The organism is Allotabrizicola aquatica (SeqCode) (assembly GCF_965194375.1).
GTDB classification, from domain to species: Bacteria; Pseudomonadota; Alphaproteobacteria; order Rhodobacterales; family Rhodobacteraceae; genus Tabrizicola_A; species Tabrizicola_A aquatica.
The window spans coordinates 15,789-35,567 of sequence record NZ_CBDAEL010000006.1; the positions used below are offsets into that span (position 1 = coordinate 15,789).

General features: G+C 59.3%; 15 protein-coding genes and 1 pseudogene. 6 read left to right on the top strand and 10 right to left on the bottom strand.

Annotation, left to right across the window (positions count from 1 at the left end; genetic code table 11):
• Positions 1-34 precede the first annotated feature (34 nt).
• Complete coding sequence (gene torT / locus AC72UB_RS09340) at positions 35-1,108, bottom strand: TMAO reductase system periplasmic protein TorT (protein WP_505189527.1); 1,074 nt, start codon at positions 1,106-1,108, stop codon at positions 35-37.
• A gap of 61 nt (positions 1,109-1,169) precedes the next feature.
• On the opposite strand from torT, the gene AC72UB_RS09345 reads away from it, so the two are divergent.
• Positions 1,170-4,064: an ATP-binding protein gene (locus AC72UB_RS09345; RefSeq protein WP_505189528.1), complete on the top strand. Its 2,895-nt coding sequence runs from the start codon at positions 1,170-1,172 to the stop codon at positions 4,062-4,064.
• Here AC72UB_RS09345 and AC72UB_RS09350 read toward each other — a convergent pair.
• Complete coding sequence (locus AC72UB_RS09350; RefSeq protein ID WP_463291372.1) at positions 4,045-4,752, bottom strand: response regulator; 708 nt, start codon at positions 4,750-4,752, stop codon at positions 4,045-4,047. The genes AC72UB_RS09345 and AC72UB_RS09350 overlap by 20 nt on opposite strands.
• 189 nt (positions 4,753-4,941) lie before the next feature.
• Here AC72UB_RS09350 and AC72UB_RS09355 point away from each other — a divergent pair, with 189 nt between their 5' ends.
• From AC72UB_RS09355 to AC72UB_RS09370, 4 genes are all read left to right on the top strand, one after another.
• Positions 4,942-5,886: an ABC transporter substrate-binding protein gene (locus AC72UB_RS09355; RefSeq protein ID WP_463291373.1), complete on the top strand. Its 945-nt coding sequence runs from the start codon at positions 4,942-4,944 to the stop codon at positions 5,884-5,886.
• An 81-nt stretch (positions 5,887-5,967) separates the two neighbouring features.
• A complete protein-coding gene (locus AC72UB_RS09360; RefSeq protein WP_505189529.1) occupies positions 5,968-6,999 on the top strand; it encodes a quaternary amine ABC transporter ATP-binding protein in 1,032 nt (343 codons plus the stop codon).
• Entirely contained in the window at positions 6,996-8,951 is a 1,956-nt protein-coding gene (locus AC72UB_RS09365) for an ABC transporter permease (protein WP_505189530.1), read from the top strand. Before AC72UB_RS09360 ends, AC72UB_RS09365 begins: the two co-directional genes overlap by 4 nt.
• Positions 8,952-9,423: 472 nt before the next feature.
• Positions 9,424-10,566 carry an MFS transporter gene (locus AC72UB_RS09370; protein ID WP_505189531.1) on the top strand — a complete coding sequence of 381 codons (1,143 nt, stop codon included), beginning with the start codon at positions 9,424-9,426 and terminating at the stop codon, positions 10,564-10,566.
• A gap of 87 nt (positions 10,567-10,653) precedes the next feature.
• Here the strand turns inward: AC72UB_RS09370 and AC72UB_RS09375 are convergent.
• The 7 genes and pseudogenes from AC72UB_RS09375 to AC72UB_RS09405 all read right to left on the bottom strand — a co-directional run bounded on the left by AC72UB_RS09375 (position 10,654) and on the right by AC72UB_RS09405 (position 17,631).
• Positions 10,654-11,362 (bottom strand): annotated as a pseudogene (locus AC72UB_RS09375) (IS6 family transposase).
• Between the two features lie 58 nt (positions 11,363-11,420).
• On the bottom strand, positions 11,421-12,374 hold the full coding sequence (locus AC72UB_RS09380) for an ABC transporter ATP-binding protein (RefSeq protein WP_505189532.1): 954 nt from the start codon (positions 12,372-12,374) through the stop codon (positions 11,421-11,423).
• Positions 12,371-13,330, bottom strand: a complete 960-nt coding sequence (locus AC72UB_RS09385; protein ID WP_505189533.1) for an ABC transporter ATP-binding protein — start codon at positions 13,328-13,330, stop codon at positions 12,371-12,373. The genes AC72UB_RS09380 and AC72UB_RS09385 overlap by 4 nt, the downstream gene beginning before the upstream one ends.
• Positions 13,330-14,175 (bottom strand): ABC transporter permease, encoded by an 846-nt coding sequence (locus tag AC72UB_RS09390; RefSeq protein WP_505189534.1) that lies wholly within the window; start codon positions 14,173-14,175, stop codon positions 13,330-13,332. Before AC72UB_RS09390 ends, AC72UB_RS09385 begins: the two co-directional genes overlap by 1 nt.
• Positions 14,175-15,101 carry an ABC transporter permease gene (locus tag AC72UB_RS09395; protein WP_505189535.1) on the bottom strand — a complete coding sequence of 309 codons (927 nt, stop codon included), beginning with the start codon at positions 15,099-15,101 and terminating at the stop codon, positions 14,175-14,177. The genes AC72UB_RS09390 and AC72UB_RS09395 overlap by 1 nt, the downstream gene beginning before the upstream one ends.
• A 23-nt stretch (positions 15,102-15,124) precedes the next feature.
• Positions 15,125-16,699, bottom strand: a complete 1,575-nt coding sequence (locus AC72UB_RS09400) for an ABC transporter substrate-binding protein (protein WP_505189536.1) — start codon at positions 16,697-16,699, stop codon at positions 15,125-15,127.
• Positions 16,699-17,631 carry a MurR/RpiR family transcriptional regulator gene (locus AC72UB_RS09405; RefSeq protein WP_505189537.1) on the bottom strand — a complete coding sequence of 311 codons (933 nt, stop codon included), beginning with the start codon at positions 17,629-17,631 and terminating at the stop codon, positions 16,699-16,701. Before AC72UB_RS09405 ends, AC72UB_RS09400 begins: the two co-directional genes overlap by 1 nt.
• 219 nt (positions 17,632-17,850) lie before the next feature.
• Here AC72UB_RS09405 and AC72UB_RS09410 point away from each other — a divergent pair, with 219 nt between their 5' ends.
• Complete coding sequence (locus tag AC72UB_RS09410; protein ID WP_505189538.1) at positions 17,851-18,960, top strand: histone deacetylase-like amidohydrolase; 1,110 nt, start codon at positions 17,851-17,853, stop codon at positions 18,958-18,960.
• A gap of 3 nt (positions 18,961-18,963) precedes the next feature.
• On the opposite strand, the gene AC72UB_RS09415 is transcribed toward AC72UB_RS09410, so the two are convergent.
• Positions 18,964-19,737, bottom strand: a complete 774-nt coding sequence (locus tag AC72UB_RS09415) for an SDR family oxidoreductase (protein WP_505189539.1) — start codon at positions 19,735-19,737, stop codon at positions 18,964-18,966.
• Between the last annotated feature and the right edge of the window lie 42 nt (positions 19,738-19,779).

A 19,779-nucleotide genomic window follows, 5' to 3' on the forward strand; every position in this document is an offset into this window, starting at 1 on the left:
GGTCATTTACCAATACCCGCTGCTTGGTTAAGGCCTAAGGCGCAAGAGGAAGCAGAGAAAACACGGGAATAAAGCTGGCTGGGGCCAACGAGCCCTCGATCACCTCTTGGGTCGCGGTTTCTGGGGTGACAACCCAGATCGGAGGCCCAGCATGCAGGATTTCCAGAGTGCCTTCCAGTGCTCGCACCGCCATTTCGATCGCCAAACGCCCTTGAACCACGGGTGAATCAGTCGGTGCTGCAAGGATACGGCCACGTTTCACGCCTCGATAGACAGCATGGCTCAGATAGGTCGAGACGACCTTAATGTCATCGCTGGCGCCGCGCGCGCGTAAGATCGACACCGCAGCTTCGGCCATGGGACCGCTGCCAACCAGATAATCGACATCCGGCATCGCTTCGAGCACCTCTTCGACAAGCAGCACCTGCTGTTCAAGACCGGTGTCACCATACAGAGTCATGATAATCTCGCCGGAACTGTTGGCGATGGCCTCATTAAACCCGGCTTCCACGAAGGAAACCCACCCCGCCCCTTTAGGTCCGGGAAACCAAGCGATGGTAACTGGGGGGCTGCCCGGCGGGTGGCGCTGGGCGATGAACCGTCCAGCAGCCGCACCCATCTCCGTCCATGGCACGCTGGCCTTGGCTGTGATTCCGGTGGTGGCAATATCATTCACAACGGCGATGATCGGTTTGAGGCGGGAGATCTCTTGAACCACAGGCGTCAGCCCGTCGTACGACACAGTGCCAAGGATCACCGCGTCAAATTCGTCACTGGCGCAGCCCTCGAGCTGTTCGATCTGGCGCGCAAGGTTCGGATAACCGCCGGCCTCGAAGATATCAAACCCGACGCCCAGACGGCTGGCCTCTTGCACCATGCCATGATTGACGGACAACCAGTAGGCATCCTTAAGATGCGGGTAAAGCACGCAAAACCGCCAAGGTTTATTCGCATGCAGCAACGGGATATAGCTGGTCTTTACGGCAGTGCTTGTGTCATCAAAGGGCACTGAGCGGACCTCAAGCTCCAGTGGCTCCGCCGCAAAAAGCGCACCGCAGGCGAGCCCCGTTATGCCCAGAGCAAATGCAGCGCTCAGTCTGATCGACATAACCCTTCCAAGCTCCAGATTCAGTGATAGCTTAAGCTTGACACAAAGCTTCGGAAAACCCTTGCGGAAATTTGGCTACAAGTCGAGTCTTGGTGGGCGGCTCTTGCTTGCCATCGCGTTGATCGCGGGCTTTCCTGCGGCAACCGGCGTACTGGGCTGGTTCGAATTGCAGGATGTGGCGCGGACCCAATCGCGCGTTGTCACCGAGGCAATTCCGGCCATTTCTGAGGTACGGGGCGTGGTCGAAGAGACCGGCCGCGTCGTGGCCATGGCTCCCGAACTTGCCGCCGTCACAGATGAGGCCCAGCGCAAAGAGCGCTCGGCCTTCCTTTATGCTCAAGCAGATGCGTTGCGCGACCGGCTCGCGCGTCATCGCGGTGTGCAGGATGTCGCTCTTGCAAATGCCCTTGGCGCCGAGGTCGCCGTCCGAAATGCACTGGCCTCAATTGACCAACAGGTCAAGATGCGGATCAGCCTGATTGATCGGCGTGACGCCCAGCTAGCAGCTGGACTTGCCGCTGCAATCGAGTTGACCGAAATCGCCGATACTCTCGTAGCCAATGCCGAATCCGGCGCATCGGCTGTCATCTCAAGCCTTTATGATGGCGATATCTTTACACCAGCCGCAACGCAGCAGCGTCTTGAAACGTTGGACAAGCTGATCGAGGTGGATCTGTTTCAGCTTGGCTTGATGTTCGAACTAAGGGCCCATGCCTCTGAGGTTGGGCTCTTGCTAAACCGCGTCGCGGGCGTGCGCGACGAGGGTGAGTTGCGCGCCCTGCAGGCTGAGTTGGAAACGCGTTTTAAGGTCATCTCGCGTCGCCTTTCGATGATCCAAGACCCCCGCCGGGCAGAGCGGATCCGGGTTCTGTTGCGCATTATCGGAGTGGGCTCGGCAGCCCCGCCAGAGACGGCAACAGTTTTTGAAACCGCAACGCTCGTCTTGTCGCTTACAGATCAGATCGCCAGCGCCGAAACCGAACTGCGCGAAGCAGCGCTTACGCTTGAAGGGGCGGCTTCGGCCTTGGCAGACCGGATCGAGGCCAATGCGGTAACCGCTGGCCAATCCGCCGAGCAGGCCATCTCGGCAACCCAACGGCTTTATGCCTTTTCGACGCTTTTGGCCTTGGCGCTGTCGATGGGGGTCTTGTGGTTTTATGTCCGCGGCAATCTTATTCGCCGGCTCGATGCGCTGTCCATGCGCATGACCGATCTGGCCAAAGGCGCGCCCGGTGACGAGATCCACCCAAGCGGCACCGACGAGGTGTCGCAGATGGAAGCGGCAGTCGAAGTGTTTCGGCAACAGGCCATCGCAAACCGCAGCTTTGCCGAGGAGCGCGAGCGCCATCTTGAGGAATTGCGTCGCCATCGTAGCGAATTGCAAGATCTGGTCGACGAGCAGACCGCGCAGTTGCGCGCCGAGGTGGTGGCACATGACGCGGCGCGTGATCGCGCCGAGGCAGCCGACCGCGCGAAGTCTGAGTTTCTCGCAATGATGAGCCATGAAATCCGCACGCCAATGAATGGGGTTCTGGGCATGCTGCGCAACCTGCCCCGTGGCGGGCTGAGCGAGGGGCAACTGGCGCGGCTTGATGCTGCGGTGGCATCGGGCAAGGGGCTGATGGGGCTTTTGAACAGTATCCTGGACTATTCAAAGCTGGAACAGGGCAGCGCCGTGATCGAAGTGGTTGACTTCGATCTTGCCTTGGCCTTGGGCGATATCGCACTTTTGATGGCACCTATGGCAGAAGAAAAGGGCCTCAAGCTGGGGATATCGCTGCCGCAAAATCCTGTGCCTCCCCTCACTGGAGATATGGGAAAGCTGCGTCAGATCTTGTTCAACCTTGTGTCCAACGCGGTGAAGTTCACAGAACATGGCGAAGTCCGCATCACAGTTGAAATCCGTTCAGGGGTGGCGGACGATACACTTTGGGTGCGTTTTTGCGTAAGTGATACGGGCCGTGGTATCCACCCCGAAGCGCTGGAGCGCATCTTTGCCGCCTTTGAACAGGAAGACAGCCTGACCTCGCGGACCTATGGCGGCACGGGTTTGGGGCTGACAATTTCGCGCCGTCTGGCCGCCCTGATGGGCGGGCGTTTGACCGCGCACAGCACGCTTGGCGAGGGCGCTACATTCACTTTGGATCTGCCTTTCATTCTGGCAGAAGCCCGTACATCCGCCATGCCAGCGGCCCATGCGCCTTCGCCAACGGGCAGGCCATTATCGATTCTGGTGGTCGAGGATCATCCCGTTAATCAACAGGTCGTGCAGGACTTTCTCGAGGCACTCGGCCATTCGGCCCAGATCGTCGGGTCAGGCGAGCAGGCCTTAGCCCTGATTCCCGGCAGCGGGTTTGATGCGGTGTTGATGGATGTGAACCTGCCCGGCATTTCAGGTGTTGAAACCACCCGCCTTATCCGGCAACTGCAGGCCCCGACATGCATGTTGCCGATCATTGGGGTGTCGGCGCATGTCCAGCCTCAGGACATCGCGGCCTGCTGTGCGGCGGGAATGGATGAGGTTCTCTCCAAGCCCCTTGCGCCCGAAGCCCTTTCGTTTTCGTTCGATCGGCTTTTCCCTGCAACGATCGCCGCGACGCCCATTCGCGATATTCTGAACGACCTCGGCCCGAAGCGAACGCGTGACTTGCTGCATCTGATGCTCGAGCGTTTGGCACCTGACAGCTTGGCCCTTGCCGCGGCACTGCGCGCTGGCAGACACGAGGAGATTGATCGGCGGGCGCATCAGTTGAAGGGGGCGGTCGGCAATTTTCACCTGCCGCGTCTCAGCGAACTTTTGTCCGGAATACCGCGCAGCGACCCGGCCAATCGCCACAATGACGCCGATGCCGTACTCGCGGCGAGTGCTGACGCCCAACGCGATCTCGCCCGCGCGCTTGCGACACTCAACGCCACCATCGACGGCAAGAGCGGTGTCAGGATAGCTGCGCAGTGAACACGTAGCCTTCGCCATGCGAGGTGCCAAAAATGCGCGGCACCTTTGAATCATCGCCGAATTTGGCGCGCAGCCGCTTGACCATCACATCCACTGTCCGCGTGCCGCCGCTGGCATTTTGTCGATGCGTAATACTGGCCAAGAGCCGGTCACGCGACAAAACGATGCCCGGGTTCAGCACGAAGGTGCGCAGCATCTCATACTCGGCGCGCGTCAGTTGCACGTCTTGCCCATCCTGCCCCGCGACATGGCGTGCCGCCGTGTCAAAACTGAAGCCAGCGAAATGCACCACGCGCCGAGTCAACTGGCGCATTGCCGCGGTGCGCCGTAACAGGTTCTTGACCCGCGCCAACAATTCACGGCGATTGAAGGGCTTGCAGACGTAATCATCAGCCCCGAGCTCCAGCCCGACTATGCGGTCAACATCATCGGTTCGCCCCGACAACAGAATGATCCCGATTTCAGACCGCGCGCGCTGCTCACGAGTGATTTCCAGCCCGTCTTTGCCAGTCAGATTGATATCGACAATCAGCAGATCAGGGCTTTCCTGGGCCAGCACTTTCTCAGCCGCTTCGGCACCGGCGCAGGTCGTGACACGGTAGCCAAAGGTCTCAAGATACCCCCCAAGCGCGGTGCGCGTGACCGGATCATCTTCGATTACCACGATATGGGCGGCGATTACCGTCATTCGGTTTGTCCCCATGTTTGGTCCCGCCCAGAACAGTTAACATTTTGTAACATCTTTTTCCAGTCTGTTCATCCCGGGGGTCTGACACGTTCACATATGCTTCATAATCTCTCCTCTTAGGAAAGCACTCGACTTTCCGATGAAACGACGCCGCCCCACCGGGTGGGCGTGAAACAGGGATCGAAAATGATGCACAGAACCACCAGATTGCTTCTCAGCGCGGCAACTCTTGCGCTGGCAGCCTCGCCCGCTTTGGCCGCAGACTCTACCGACCCGATCATGATTCCAACCCACAACTGGTCAAGCCAGATCGTGATGTCGAATGTCGTCGGTCAGATGTTCGAATCCATGGGTAACTCCGTTGAGTATGTTTCGACCGACAGTCAGGCGGTCTATGAGGCCGTGCGCCTTGGCGATGCCACGCTCGAGCTTGAGGTCTGGGAAGGCGCATTTGGCGCATCGTTCCGCTCGGCACTGGAAAAAGGTGGCCTTCATGACGTGACGACCCACGCCGCCATCACCCGCGAAGACTGGTGGTATCCGATGTGGACCAAAGAGGCCTGCCCGGGTCTGCCCGACTGGAAGGCGCTGAATGACTGCGCCGCGCTGTTCGTGACCCCTGAAACCGGCGACAAGGGTCGTTTCTTGGGCGGCCCCGTGGACTGGCTGAAGCATGACGCGGAAAAAGTCGAAGCCTTGGGCATGAACTTTACCGTGGTCAACGCAGGCTCGGCCGCAGCCCTTTGGGCCGAAATCGCAGCCGCTGAAAAAGACAAGACACCGATCGTCTTGTTCAACTGGACCCCGAACTTTGCTGAAGCCGTCTGGCCGGGCGAGTTTGTGGAATTCCCTGCGTGGGAAGACGGTTGCGACAAGGATCCGGCCAAAGGTCCGTTGCCAGACAAGGTCTACGACTGCGGCAACCCGGCCAATGGCTATATGAAGATCGCCGCATGGGATGGGATGAAGGATAAGTGGCCCACCGCCTATGCTGCGCTGCAAAAGGTCAACTTCAACAACGCCCAGATCGCCGAGATGGCCAAGTTGGTCGACATTGACGGGATGGAACCAGAAGACGCTGCTGCCGCATGGCTGGCCGCGAACGAGGCTGTTTGGAAGCCTTGGACCGAATGATCTCCGACGCCACCTTCGGGTGACATGTCCAAAACTCACCACCCGGCTTTGCCGGGTGGTCCTTTCATACCGGAGACCCCGTTGGCTGACACAGATATTGTCCTTTCTTGCAAGAATGTCTGGAAAGTCTTTGGCGACAGGCCAGACCAGCTTGGACCCCGCCTAACACCGCAGACCACCGTTGATGATTTGCGCGCAACGGGTCACATCGCTGCCGTGCGCGATGTCACCTTGGACATTCACAAGGGCGAAATGCTGGTTGTGATGGGGCTTTCAGGCTCGGGCAAATCGACGCTGGTTCGCTGTCTTGCCCGCCTATTGGATGTTACCGCAGGCACAGTATCGGTCGAGGGGCGCGACATTGGCCGTCTGAGTGATGCCGAGTTGATCGAACTGCGGCGCAGCAAGATGGGCATGGTGTTCCAAAGCTTTGGCTTGCTGCCGCATCGCACGGCACTGGAAAACGTGGCTTTTCCTTTGGAAATGCGCGGACAGGATCGCGCATCGCGGATCGCGCGCGCCAGCGAGATGCTCGCGCTGGTCGGCCTTAAGGGCCGCGAGGGATATTTCCCACGCGAATTGTCAGGCGGGCAGCAACAGCGCGTGGGCATCGCCCGGTCGCTTGCCGTTGAGCCAGACATCTGGTTTCTGGACGAGCCCTTCTCCGCACTTGATCCGCTGATCCGGCGCGAAATGCAGGACGAATTCCTGCGACTCAAGGCGATGGTGGCCAAGACCATCGTGTTTATCACCCATGACTTTGACGAAGCCCTGCGTCTGGCCGACCGCATTGCCATTATGAAGGATGGGGCTGTGGAGCAGGTCGACACGCCCGAGCGCATCGTGCTGTCGCCCGCAACGCCCTATGTGGCGAAATTCACCGCCGCGGTTGATCGCACCCGGGTGGTGCGCGCCGGGGCGCTCGCCAAGGCGGTCAACGGCACGCCGGTTGATGGCCACGCGCTTCCCGCTGCACAGACGCTGCATATGCTGGGCCGCCAGATTGTCGAAGACACCCGTTCGCAAATCCCGTTGTGTGATGACCAAGGGCGGATCACCGGAGTCTTGGACAGAAAGGCCGCAGTGGATCTGTTGCTGGGGCCGGCCCCATGATGTCGGACGCCAAGACGGTCGAACACCAAGCCTTCGATCAAAAGCGCATTGCGCTGGCACTTGTGCTGGCCGCGGTCGTGCTTGTTGTGTTTCGCAATGTGCTGCCCCCGCCTTTGCTGCGCGTCCCCGAGGCTCTGGTGCTGCCCTTTGCCGACGTGATCAACGTTATTTTTGCCTTTGCCCGAGATGATCTGGGCCTGATGACGGCCACCCGCGCCTTTTCAGATGCGGTAGAGTTCTGTCTCGATGTCACGGCAAACCTCCTTTACGGCAAATCGCGGTGGCCCCGCCTTGGTCCGATCCCTTGGGTGGTGATCGCGGCAACCTTTGCGGTGATCGGCTACGCCTTGGCGGGTTGGCGTCTGGCAATGATCTCGGGGGGCACATTCGTCTGGATTGCTGTCATGGGGCAATGGAAATGGGCGATGGAGACGCTGTCGGTCATCGTGGTTGCGGCACCGCTTTCGATTGTGATTGGCCTTGCCGTGGGGACGTTGGCGTGGCGGTCGCGCTTTGCCGAGCGGATCATAAATCCGCTGCTGAACATCGCGCAGTCAATGCCGCACTTTGCCTACATGATCCCGGTCGTGGTGTTTATCGGCGTTGGCCCCAAGGCTGGCGCCATTGTAACGGTGATCTTTTCGGTGCCACCTATGATCCGCATGACGCTGTTGGGATTGCGCGCGGTATCGCCTGAAATCATCGAAAGCGGCAAGATGAGCGGTGCGACGCGCTGGCAACTGATGACCCGTGTCCGCCTGCCAGCAGCTCGGACCGAGCTGTTGATCGGCGTCAATCAGGTGATCATGCAAAGCTTGGCCATGGTGGTTCTGGCTTCGTTTATCGGCATGCCAGGCCTTGGCCAGAAGCTCTTGCAACTGTTGCAGGCACTGAAAATCGGTCTGTCGGTGGAAATCGGGATAACCATTGTGCTTTTGGCCGTCGTTCTGGACCGTCTGTCCAAGGCTTGGGCGGTGAAACAGCCCGAACATCACGCACCCGGCGCAAGCTGGGTCCAGCGCCATCGGTATTGGGTGATCTGGGCGGGGCTGGTGGCAATTGGTCTTGGTCTTGCAGCCCTCCATCCCTATTTCATCGAAGTTGACCGCAAGCAGGCGCTTAGCCTAGCCGGGCCGATTGACAGCCTTGTCGGCGGCTTCATCGATATGATCTCGCCAGTGACCGATTGGCTGCGATGGTTCCTTATCACATGGATTCTCATCCCGGTGCGCGATGCCTTCCTGTGGCTGCCAACATCAGCCGTTCTGGTGCTACTGGCCGGTATCGGCTGGCGCATTGGGGGCGCACGTTCGGCGCTGATCTGTCTGGCCTTCGTCCTGCCCATCGCGCTGTCGGGCTGGTGGGACCGCGCGATGATCACGGTCTATACCGTGACGGTTTCGGTCGCGCTTGCCCTGATAATCGGGGTGCCTCTGGGCATTTTCGGTGCGAGCAAGCCAGTCCGCGCGCAGCGGTTCCTGCTGATCTGCGACACGCTTCAGACCTTCCCCAGCTTCATCTATCTCATCCCGGTCGTCATGCTGTTCGGGGTGAATGACGTGGCGGTGATTGCAGCGGTCATGGTTTTTGCGACTGTGCCGATCATTCGCTACACCATTGAAGGCCTGCGCGGAATCCCACCCGAGATCGTGGAATCAGCCGAGATGTCAGGCGCGACCAAAGGCCAGATTCTTTGGCATGTGAAACTGCCGCTTGCTGTGCCAACACTGGTGGTGGGCGCCAATCAATCGATCATGTTCGCACTGTTCATGGTCATCATTGCCGCCTTCATCGGCACCCAGGATCTTGGGCAAGAGATGCAGCGCGCTCTGTCTTCGACCGATGTCGGTAAGGGTCTGGTGCTAGGGTTCGCGGTGGCCTTTATGGGGATGATGACGGACCACCTGATCACACGATGGTCCGAAACGCGCAAACATGCTTTGGGAATGTAATGCCGTGCCAAAGTCGGTACCCTTTTCTCAGGAGGTCCGGCTGGAGCAAGGGAGAGCGCCCTTTTTACAGTCCTTCTGATCGTCGTCCGAGGCACCTGCGAACGAAGAGTCCGGTACCCGCGCGGTTTTCAGAAGATGACGTACCCCGGCGGCAAGGATGTACCTAGGTGGCTTTGAAGGATCGCCAAAGCAGACCTGCCATTTCTGAATTGGCTGCGGTCGGGCTCGACCCAGTGAAGAATTCTCTTCATCCGTGTGCGGCGTACGCCTGTTACTCTGCGCGCCTGCGCGAGGTTCGCCCAATGACTCAGAGCCAGAAAAAGCAAGACCGCGCCAACACAAAGCGACCCATCGCGGCTCTACCTGAGCCGAGCGAGCAATGCGCCGTATCGGCGTGAGTCTTGGGTTTCAAAAAAACTGCTAGGTCAGGAAATCGGTCATGCCTCGGTCCAGAACACATAGCGGAACTTTGGTGCTGCTTGCTGCTTCTATTCTTGCATTTGCCTTGGGGTCTATTCATGCGTTTTCTGTGCTTGTGCCGCCTCTGGAAATCCATTTTGGAGCGCCGCGTGCACTGGTCAGTGCGACTTACTCACTTGCGCTTGGGTCGCTGACAATTGCGGTCCTCTTCGGCCATCGGTTATTCGCGTGTTTCTCAGCGTCCCGTTTTGTCTTGCTCATCTGCGCGGTTGCCGCACTGGGCGCATTGATCGCTGCGACAGCGCCCTCGTTACCGATTGTTTGGCTTGGCTACAGCCTCTTTTTTGGTTGGGCGAACGGTCTCGGCTATAGCTTTGGGCTTCACATTGCCTCGCAGGCAAATGAAGGGCGTGAAGGCACCTCCATAGGCATCGTCACGGCAGCCTATGCGCTTGGCGCGACAATTTCCCCCTTTTTCTTCGTGCAAGCCGTCACGTTTGGCGGGGTACGATCAGCGATGTTCGGATTGGCTGGTGCACTGGTTTTGGCTGCCCTAATCTGCGCCAGCTTGCTGCAAGTTTCGAAGGTGGCTTTCAAAGTAGAAGCCAGTCAAACGTCACATACCAATTTGCGAATTGGCGAATTTCTACTGTTGTGGGTGGGATACGGATCCGCTGTCGCTGCTGGGTTGATGACGATCGGGCATGCGGCCGGCATAGCGCATGCTCAAGGGTTTGGGGGCGCCGTATGGATCGCTCCTGCATTGATCGCGGCATGTAGCTTGGCAGGCAGCTTAATCGCAGGCCGGTTGGTTGACCAAATTCTTGCGCCTCGATTGCTTGTCGCTCTGCCATTCTTGTCAGCGGCCGGGTTGGGCGTTCTTTCAGTTCCGATGAACCCTGACCTAACAATGTGCAGCTTAGCCGTTGTAGGCTTTTCATACGGCGGCATTATCGCTGCTTATCCCGCAGTCATCGCAAAGATTTTCGGAGCCGCGAACAGCTCAAGGATTTACGGACGTGTTTTCACGGCATGGGGGTGTGCTGGGATATTTGCTCCATGGCTTGCCGGAATACTGTTTGACCGCACGCACTCTTATCAATTGGCGCTCTGGATGGGGGGGATTCTTGGAGTGACATCAATTTGCGCCATCCTTGCGTTCTTCCGCCAAGGCACACCTCACTCTATTCCATAGCCAAAAGCTGAAACCAGTTCGTAGCGCCGTGCTGGGTGCTATCAGAAAAATCCGAACCAGTCTCCGTTTACCAAACCGACGTGGGCATTAGGCGGCAAGAAGGCCGCGCCACTCACCGAGAGCGGCGGCGCGTGGCTTTTTGAAGTGAACGCGGTTCTGGAGGTGACACTCCGTCGGAAAGTGGTTGTGGACCAAGGCATGGACTGACGCGAACTTCTGCAACGTTCGGATGCGCTGGAACCGCAACATCGCCCGCTCCCGTCGTCGGAGTGGCAGGTGTGAGTTCTCAGCCCGATCGTTGAGCCAGCGGCCCATCTCCCGGTCATCGCCGCGCCCAGGGTCCCTATGGGCCGCGCCGTAATAGCGCATGCAGTCCGTCGCAATGCTCGCTGGTCTGCCATGCTGTTTCACCTATTTCTTAAGCAATTTCAGTGCGGTCTTGCGATCCCGGGTCTTGGTAACCACACTTTCCAGCACCTCAACCCCGTGATCAACAGCACGCCAGAGGTAGTGCGTCACACCGCTCATCTGCACAAATACCTCGTCGAAATTCCAGCGCCAGTGATTGCATCCGCGCATTCGTTCTACCCGCTTGCGCCGAAGTTCTGCAGCCAACATCGGACCAACCCGGTTCCACCAATCGCACACTTTTTTTGCGGCTGATCTCGACACCGCGTTCATGCAGCAGGTCCTCGACGTTGCGCAGCGACAGCGGGAAACGAATGTAGAGCATCACTGCCAAGCGCATGATCTCTGGGCTTGTCTTAAAGTAGAGAAAAGGGGAGCGATTGGTCATCCCGAAAGGCTACGCAGACGCCCTGCCCGCCTCAAGCCAGTTTGTTCTGACAAAGCCCCTAGGCGGGCAAAGGATTAAAACACGCGACCGAATGTTCATTTAACCCGGCTGCTAGACCCGGCCTTTCTGACCGACAGCGTTCCGAGGCGCGATTGCAGCGCCCGGCGAACGCACAACCGACCGGCAAATTGAACGGTGATGGGATTTCCCCTTCAAGGGCAACCAGATCCTTGCGGTGCCTTGGATCCGGGGCAAAAGTTGATGCCATCAAAGTGGCGGTGTAGGGATGTTGCGGCGGCGCACTGGGATCGCGGATTTCTTCCACCACCGAGCCCAGATACATCACGACAATCCGATTGCAGAAATAGCGGACAAGGCCAAGGTCGTGGCTGATGAAGATATAGGTCAGGCCCATTGACGCTTGCAGCTCTTGCAGAAGCGAGATGATTTGGGCCTGTATGGAAACATCCAAAGACGCGGTCGGTTCATCCAAGATTAGCAGGTGGGGCGACAAGGCAAGCGCACGGGCGATGCCGACCCGCTGGCGTTGCCCGCCTGACAGTTGGTGCGGATAGCTTTGCCCCATGGCGCGCGACAGCCCAACCTGATCCAGCAGCGCCTCGATCCGGCCTTTCGGCACCTCGACACCCTGCACGACAAAGGGCTCGGCTAGGCAATCGGCCACGGTGTAGCGGGGGTCGAGGCTGGAATAGGGGTCTTGAAAGACCATGGCCATGTTCCTGCGCGCCTCTTGCAGCGCGCGATGGGACAGTTGGGTGATGTCCGTCCCGCCATGTAGCACCCGGCCCGAAGTCGGCTCGACAAGGCGCAGGATCAGGCGGGCAAGGGTGGATTTCCCGCAACCGGATTCGCCCACAATGCCCACGACTTCGCCCCTATTGACCGACAGAGATGCATCACGCACCGCCGTCATCTGACGCGGTTTGCCAAAGGCCCCATCGGGCTGCGTGAAAACTTTGGTCAGGTTTTCAAGCCGCAAGATCTCGGTCACGAGCGGGCTCCTTCCAGCGGATTGTGGCAGGCAAGCGCACTCTCTGTGTTGATTGCCACAAGCGGCGGCACGGTCGCGACACAGACCTCCGTTTTGCGGGGGCAACGTGGATGGAAACGGCATCCTGCCGGATAGCCAGCGACCGAGGGGACCGAACCAGGAATCCCCTTCAACGCCCCAGGCGCCATGTCGTCGCGCGGAACGCTGGTCATCAAGGCGTTGGTATAGGGGTGGCGCGGTGCCTGAAACAGTGCGGCGGTGGTGCTCTTCTCTGCCACGCGACCAGCGTAGAGTACGGTCACCAGATCGCAAGCCTGTGCCACAACGCCCATGTCATGCGTTATGAGCAAAAGCCCCAGACCCCTTTCCCGCACCAGCGAGGTCAGGATGTGGATGATCTGGGCCTGTACGGTAACATCGAGCGCTGTCGTGGGTTCGTCCGCCACGATCAGGTCAGGCTCACCCGCCAGAGCCATGGCGATGACGATGCGTTGTTTCATCCCGCCCGAAAGCTGGTGGGGATAGGATTGGACGACCGTCTCGGCCGACGAAATCCGCAATTGGGTCAATATCTCGATCGTACGTTCGCGTGCGGCTTTGCGATCAAGGCCCAGGTGCATCATCGCCACTTCGTCGACTTGGCCGCCAATGTGGCGGACCGGGTCAAGGGCAGTCATCGGGTTCTGGGTGATGAAGGCAATGCGGCGCCCGCGCAGTTTGCGAAGTTCAGCCTCAGGGCGCTGAAGGGAATGACCGTCGAAGGCCAGATTTCCACCAATGATGCGACCGCCTATCAGGGGCAGAAGACCCATGATCGCCATGGCAGTCAGCGACTTTCCGGAGCCGCTTTCGCCGACCAACCCGTGGATCTGACCCCGATCCAGCGCGAAACTGACCCCGTCCAGCGGCGTGACATTGCCGATTGAGACCCGAAGATCCTGAACCTGCAACAGCATCAGGCGTCCCTCAGCTTGGTTCGGATGTCTAGCGCCGAAATGAGGGCATCGCCGAACAGATTGATTGCGATCACGGTAATGGTCAGGGCAAGGCCCGGCAGCAGAATGATCCAGGGCGCCGTAAACAGCTGGGCTGCCCCCGAAGACATCATGGCACCCCAGCTGGGCGTGGGCGGTTGTGCCCCGAGGCCGAAGAAACCCAACGTCGCCTCCAGGATGATCGCATCGCCTGTGGCCAGCATCGCGGCAACCAGCACAGGTGCCAAGGCATTGGGGATCAGGTGCCGGAACAACAGATGCTTGTGGCTAGCCCCAAGGCTGCGGGAAGCCTCGATATACGTCTCGGACTTCAGAGACAGGATCTGCGCCCGGGTCAAACGGGTGAATTGGGCCAGATACGCCACCGCGATCGCAACCATGGTGCCTGTTGTCCCGGGCCCGATGATGGCCACAAGGATCAAGGCGATCAGGATTTCCGGGAAGGACCAAGTGAGGTCAACCACCGTTGTCACGACCCGGTCGAACCAGCCCCCGAAATAGGCTGCTGCCGCACCAAGTGTCAGACCTGCCATCAGCGACAGGCCAATCGAAACGGTGGACACGGTCAAAGATGTCCGCGCGCCATAGAGGATGCGCGTCAACAGGTCTCGGCCGAACTCGTCCGTGCCCATCCAGTGCGCCGCATCGGGGGGCATCTTGGCATTGGCGAGGTTCTGAACATCGTAGTCGTAGGGGGTCAGCACTGGCGCAAAGACGGCGACGGCAATCAGAAACACCAGCCAAGAGCCGGCAACGAACCCCATGGACCGACCAAACGCACTGCGAAAGGGGGCAATCCAGCGCATCATGACAGGTTCGCCCGCGCCCGGGGGTCCATCAGTGCCTGCAGCACGTCGCCCAAGAAGGTGCCCAGAATGACGGCCGTGGACAGCATCAAGAGACAGGCCTGCACCACAGGGTAGTCGTGCTGCATTATGCCCCTGATCAGAAGCGTGCCAATGCCCGGACGGGCAAAGACGATCTCGACCGTGATGGCACCGCCAAGGACAAAGCCGATCCTGAGGGCAAGGATCGTGACGACCGGGATCAGGGCATGGTGCAACACGCGCAAGAGTTGGATGCGCAATGGATGCATCCCCTTGGCATGGAGAAGCATAACAAAATCCTTCCGTTGGGTTTCCACCATGGCGACACGGGTTATGCGTGCCACGAGGGCCGTGCCGCCGAGACCGATGGTCAGGACCGGCAGCACAAGGCTGCTGGCCCCACGTGCCCCTGAAACGGGCAACCAGCCAAGCCAGACGGAAAAGACAAGCATCAACAAGAGCCCGAGCCAAAAACTGGGCAAAGTCGAGCCAAAGAGGACACCGGTCATGATCGCCCGGTCGGGCCAGCGATCCCGGAAAAGCGCAGCAGTCACGCCAAGCGTTACGCCAACAACGGTGTAGAACAGAAAAGCACTTACCCCAAGGGCGATGGAGTGAGGCAGCGCATCGGCCATCAAGTCGGCAACCGGGCGGCGCATGATGATGGCAGTGCCAAGGTCCCCTTGCAGGACACCCCAGATCCAGATGCCATACTGAACGACCAGCGGCTTGTCCAAGCCGTAGCGCTCGGTGAGGATCTGCCGTTGCTCAGGCGGGGAGCCGACAGTCAGAAGGCTGTCGACCGGATCGCCAGGAACAAGGTGGATCAGAAGGAAAGCGACGATCGACGCCGCAAAGAATACGGGGATCAGGAGAAGACTTCTCTTGATGATAAAGCCAAGCATCTCCCGATCCCCGTTTCCTTGTGTCAGTTCGCCAGCTTCAGGTCCATGACCGCAGCCCGCTGAAAGACCGGGGAATTGATGGTCTCGGGCATGATCACCCGGTCAGCGTTATAGGCAACATTGCCTACCGGTTCGTAGATCGGCGCAAACGGGAACTGCGACAGGATGTATTCGTGGTATGCGATGAAGTTCTTGGTGAACTCTTCGCCGGTCTTCGAGCCTGTCATCGCCGTGTTGCGCAGCTCTTCCGCCTTGGGATCGTTAAGCATCGAGATGTTCGGATATCCAAGACGATCCCCTCCAAAGAACCAATCCAGGATAGTTGCGTTGTCATAGAAGTAGGACCGCACGGCAGCCTGATGCGTGCCGGCCTTATACTGGTCGCGAATGGTTGCGCTGTCGAAGGTCACGATATCAGCTGCAAAGCCTGCATCCTTCAACTGCGCCTGAATCACCTCGGTCACGCGGCGGAAGTTAGAATCCGACTGCGTCCAGAGCGTGATCTTCAACGGCTGGCCATCCTTGGCACGGATTCCATCGGCGCCAGCCACCCATCCCGCTTCGTCCAGAAGGGCCTTCGCCCTATCCATGTCAAACTTGATGCGGAACTGATCGGCCACCTTCTCTTCAGGCAGGGACGCGATCATGAAAGTCGACGGAGTATTTCCTGCCCCACCAAAGAGGTTGTCTTTGATCGCCTGCTGATTCACGGCCAAGGCCGCCGCTTGACGCACCCGGATATCGTCAAAGGGCGCGGCGGTGACATTCATGCCCAAGTAGTAGATTTCAAGCTCAGGCATCGTCATCAGCTTGATGTTCGGCAGGCCCGCAGCCTCTGACAGAAACTCTTGCGGTACGCCAAGAAGCATGTCGACGCCACCCGTCTGAAGCTCAAGGAACGAGGTCGAGGCCTCGCCGATCTCGCGCAGGCGGATGCGTTCGATATTGGCAGGGCCAGTGTTGGTCGCCGTCTTGGCGCCCCAAGTATAGTCGTCATTTCGGACGAGAACGGTTTCTTGTCCCACGGCAAAGCTTTCCAGCTTGTAGGGCCCCGTGCCCACTGCGGCAGTCAAACCGTAATTGTCGCCATCGGCCTTCCGGGCGCCGGGTTCCATGACACCGCCGAAGGGGGTGGACAGGTTGTAAAGCAGGTTCGGGTCGGATCGGGTCATGTCCAGGCGGATTGTGTATTCGTCGACAACGACGATCTCCTTAACCGCGCCAAGATAGTATTCGAAATCGGTGCCCTTGAACATCGCCAGCCAGTCGGCCACCGCCTGAGCATTGAAGTCAACGCCATTGTGGAACTTGACCCCCTTCTTCAGGTGGAAGGTCCACTGCAGGCCGTCCGGCGCTTCTTCCCAGCTTTCCGCCAGAGCGGGCACATAGCCGTGATTGGCATCCTGTTCGATCAATGAGTCGTAAATCAGCGTGCTTGCAACGTTCGAGTTGATGGCCTTGAGCATGTCGTAGGTCGACACGCCAACTTCGGCGCCCTTCAGCGCTGCGACCAACTCGTCCGCCATAGCCGGTGCCGAGAAGCTGAGCATAGCGCTCAGCCCTAGGCCAGCCCACAGATGTCGGTGATGTCTCGTCATTATTCCTTCTCCCCTGTTGAAGATGTGTTCTTGGATTTCTTTTTCTGGTTTCGGCTGGGCCCGGTGTGGCCCACAAACTTGCCGTAATAATCTGACACTTCGGCCATGCGGGCTTCCACCTCGGGGCCAAGCACGGTGAAGATGGCGTTGAGCATCAGCCCAAGCAGGCTGACCATTGGCGTGGTCGCGTCCCAGAAGTGATTGAGATCGCTGGGCACAGCGAAAACCTCGGTCGCAACTTCGCGCCCCCAATCGCAATAGGTGTCCGTGACAAGGATTATAGGCATCCCCCGCGCTTTGGCGGATTGCGCAAGCTCCAGCGTCAGACGGGAATAGCGCCGACCATCCAAGAGGACGAGACAGGCCTCGTTCGGGTTTGCGGTCAAGACATCGGCAAAGTGCCCGTCGGCCGCGGAAGCGAGCCGCACGCCCGGTCGCAGATAAACCAGGCTGTCAACAAAATAATGCGCAAAGCCACGCTCAGCCTGAAAGCCAGCAACGTAGACCTCCCTGCGTGTGGCGAGCATGTTGACGGCCCGCGAAAACCCGGCAGATGCGGCCAGTTCATGTACGGTCAGGATAGCCGACATTTCCTTTTCCAGCGCCAGGCTCGCCTCGACCGTGCCGCGACGTGAGCGTTCCTTGAAGTCGCGCAACCGGTCACTGGGAAGCCAAGCATGGGTGCCGATATCGGCCTGAAGCCGAGCCTTCAGGTCCTTGAAGTGCTTTAACCCGAGGGCGCGGCAGTAGCGCCCCAATGTGGTCTCCGACACGCCGATCTTGCGCGCAGCCGACGCTGCTGTCTCGAAGGGCAAGCTGGAGAGGTTTTCCATCATGTAAGTGGAAATCGCACGTTCCGCAGGGGTAGCGCTTTCCCGGCTTTGTTCCAGCACTTGCCGAAGAGCCACGATAGGGGCTGATTCGTCCGCCATTTCGATCCCTTTGCAATGTTAGAGGTCAAGAATGGAGCTTTTCTGTCTTTGAGTCAATTATTGCCAGAAAAACTCCATCTTGCTATCAAGGGCTCAGGATCGAAAACTGCCCATGACATTTCGGCAGCCGGCGCTGGCTCAGAAGAGCGCGCCTGAAGGACTGGGAAACCGGGGTGACAAGTCCAGCGAGCTGACGCCGGCTTGGAACAGGAGGAAAAGATGACGACAGCGTTCTACCATGACGAACGATGCCTGTGGCATTCTTGGGGGGAAGCCGTTCTGACCCTGCCGGTTGGTGGCTATGTTCAGCCGCCAGCGGGAACCAGCCACCTAGAGAATCCGGAGACCAAGCGCCGGTTCAAGAACCTGCTGGAGGTTTCCGGCCTTTGGGACCATCTGAATGTGCGCAAGGCGGAACCGGTCACACTTGATGACATTCTGCGCGTTCACACCAAGGACTATGTCGATCTTTTCCGCGAAACCTCGGCCAGTGGCATGGCAGCACCCGGCAAGACATCCTTGATGGTGCGTCACAGTTTCGAGGCGGCCTCGCTTTCGGCCGGGCTGGTCAAGCGGGCGGTGGCGGATGTGCTGTGGGGTGGCATTCGCAACGCCTATGCGCTGGCAAGGCCGCCCGGGCATCATGCCGAACCCGGGGAAGGCATGGGGCTGTGCCTTCTAGCCAATATCGCCATCGCCTTGGAGGCTGCCCGTGCCCAGGAAGGCAAGCTGCGCGTTGCGGTACTCGACTGGGACGTGCATCACGGCAATGGAACCGAGGCGATCTACTATGATCGCGATGATACGTTGACCATTTCGATCCACCAAGCGGCGAATTATCCGGTCAGCCGGGGCAAGGCCGAAGATCGTGGTCGTGGCGCTGGCGAAGGGTTCAACATCAACATTCCGCTCATGCCGGGCGGGGGCCATCATAGCTATCTTGATGCCTTCGAAAGGATCGTTGCCCCCGCACTTCGTCGTTTTACACCCGACCTGATCGTTGTCGCTTGCGGCTACGACGCCAACGGGTTGGACCCGATGGGGCGCATGCTGGCCACGTCGGACACGTTCCGTGCTTTAGCGGAAGGGACTCTGTCGTTGGCCGAAGAGCTTTGCGGCGGGCGTCTGGTATGCGCCCACGAGGGTGGCTACTCCGAAGCCATGGTACCCTTTTGCGGGCTGGCTGTCGTGGAAAGCCTGTTGGGGCGCCGGACCGATGTCGTCGACCCGGTGGCAGACAACCAGATGCTGCAGCAGCCCCCTGCCCCGTTCATCGACCTTCAGCGAGCACTGATCGACGCCCAGGCGCAGGATCTAGGCCTGGCCTGAGGGTCAGAACGTCCCCGGATAGCCCCCGCCATCCATCAGGATGTTCTGCCCGGTGACATAGCCGGCATGGTCGCTGCAGAGGAACGCGCAAAGGGCGCCAAGCTCTTCGGGCCTGCCCATGCGGCCCGAAACCTCTTGTGACTGCCAGAGTGCAACCTGCTCTTCAAAACTGATGTCTTGGGCTGCATGGCGGGCCTGTTCCAGAATGCGATCTGTCGCAAAAGTGCCGGGCAACAAGTTGTTGATAGTCACATTGGCACGCGAGACCTCACGCGCAAGGCCAGCGACAAAGCCCGTCAGGCCACTGCGGGCCGCGTTCGACAGGCATAGTTCGGCGATTGGTGCCTTCACCGCGACCGATGTGATGTTCACGATCCGCCCATGTTTCCGCTCGATCATCGGGTCGATCACTGCCTTGATGAGGTCAATGGCCGACAGCATGTTCCCCTCGATCGCGCGCATCCAATCGTTGCGATCAAAGTCCCGGAAATTGCCGAAGGGCGGACCGCCGCAGTTGGTGACAAGAATGTCGGGGTGGGGGATCGGCTGCAGAAGCAGGGCGCGCCCGTCTTCGGTCGCCACATCGGCCACAACTGGGATAACGCGCCCTTTCGCAACGGCAGAGATCTCCTTGACCGCCGCGGCGACAGTCTCGGGATTCCGGCCGTTGATAACAACATCCGCTCCCTCTGCTGCAAGGGCCGCGGCACAGGCCTTGCCAAGCCCCTTGCTTGAGGCACAGACCACCGCTGTCCTGCCTTTCAAACCAAAATCCATGTCTTTACCCCCTGCCTGTCATGGCGTTTGCGCCCCCGTCGG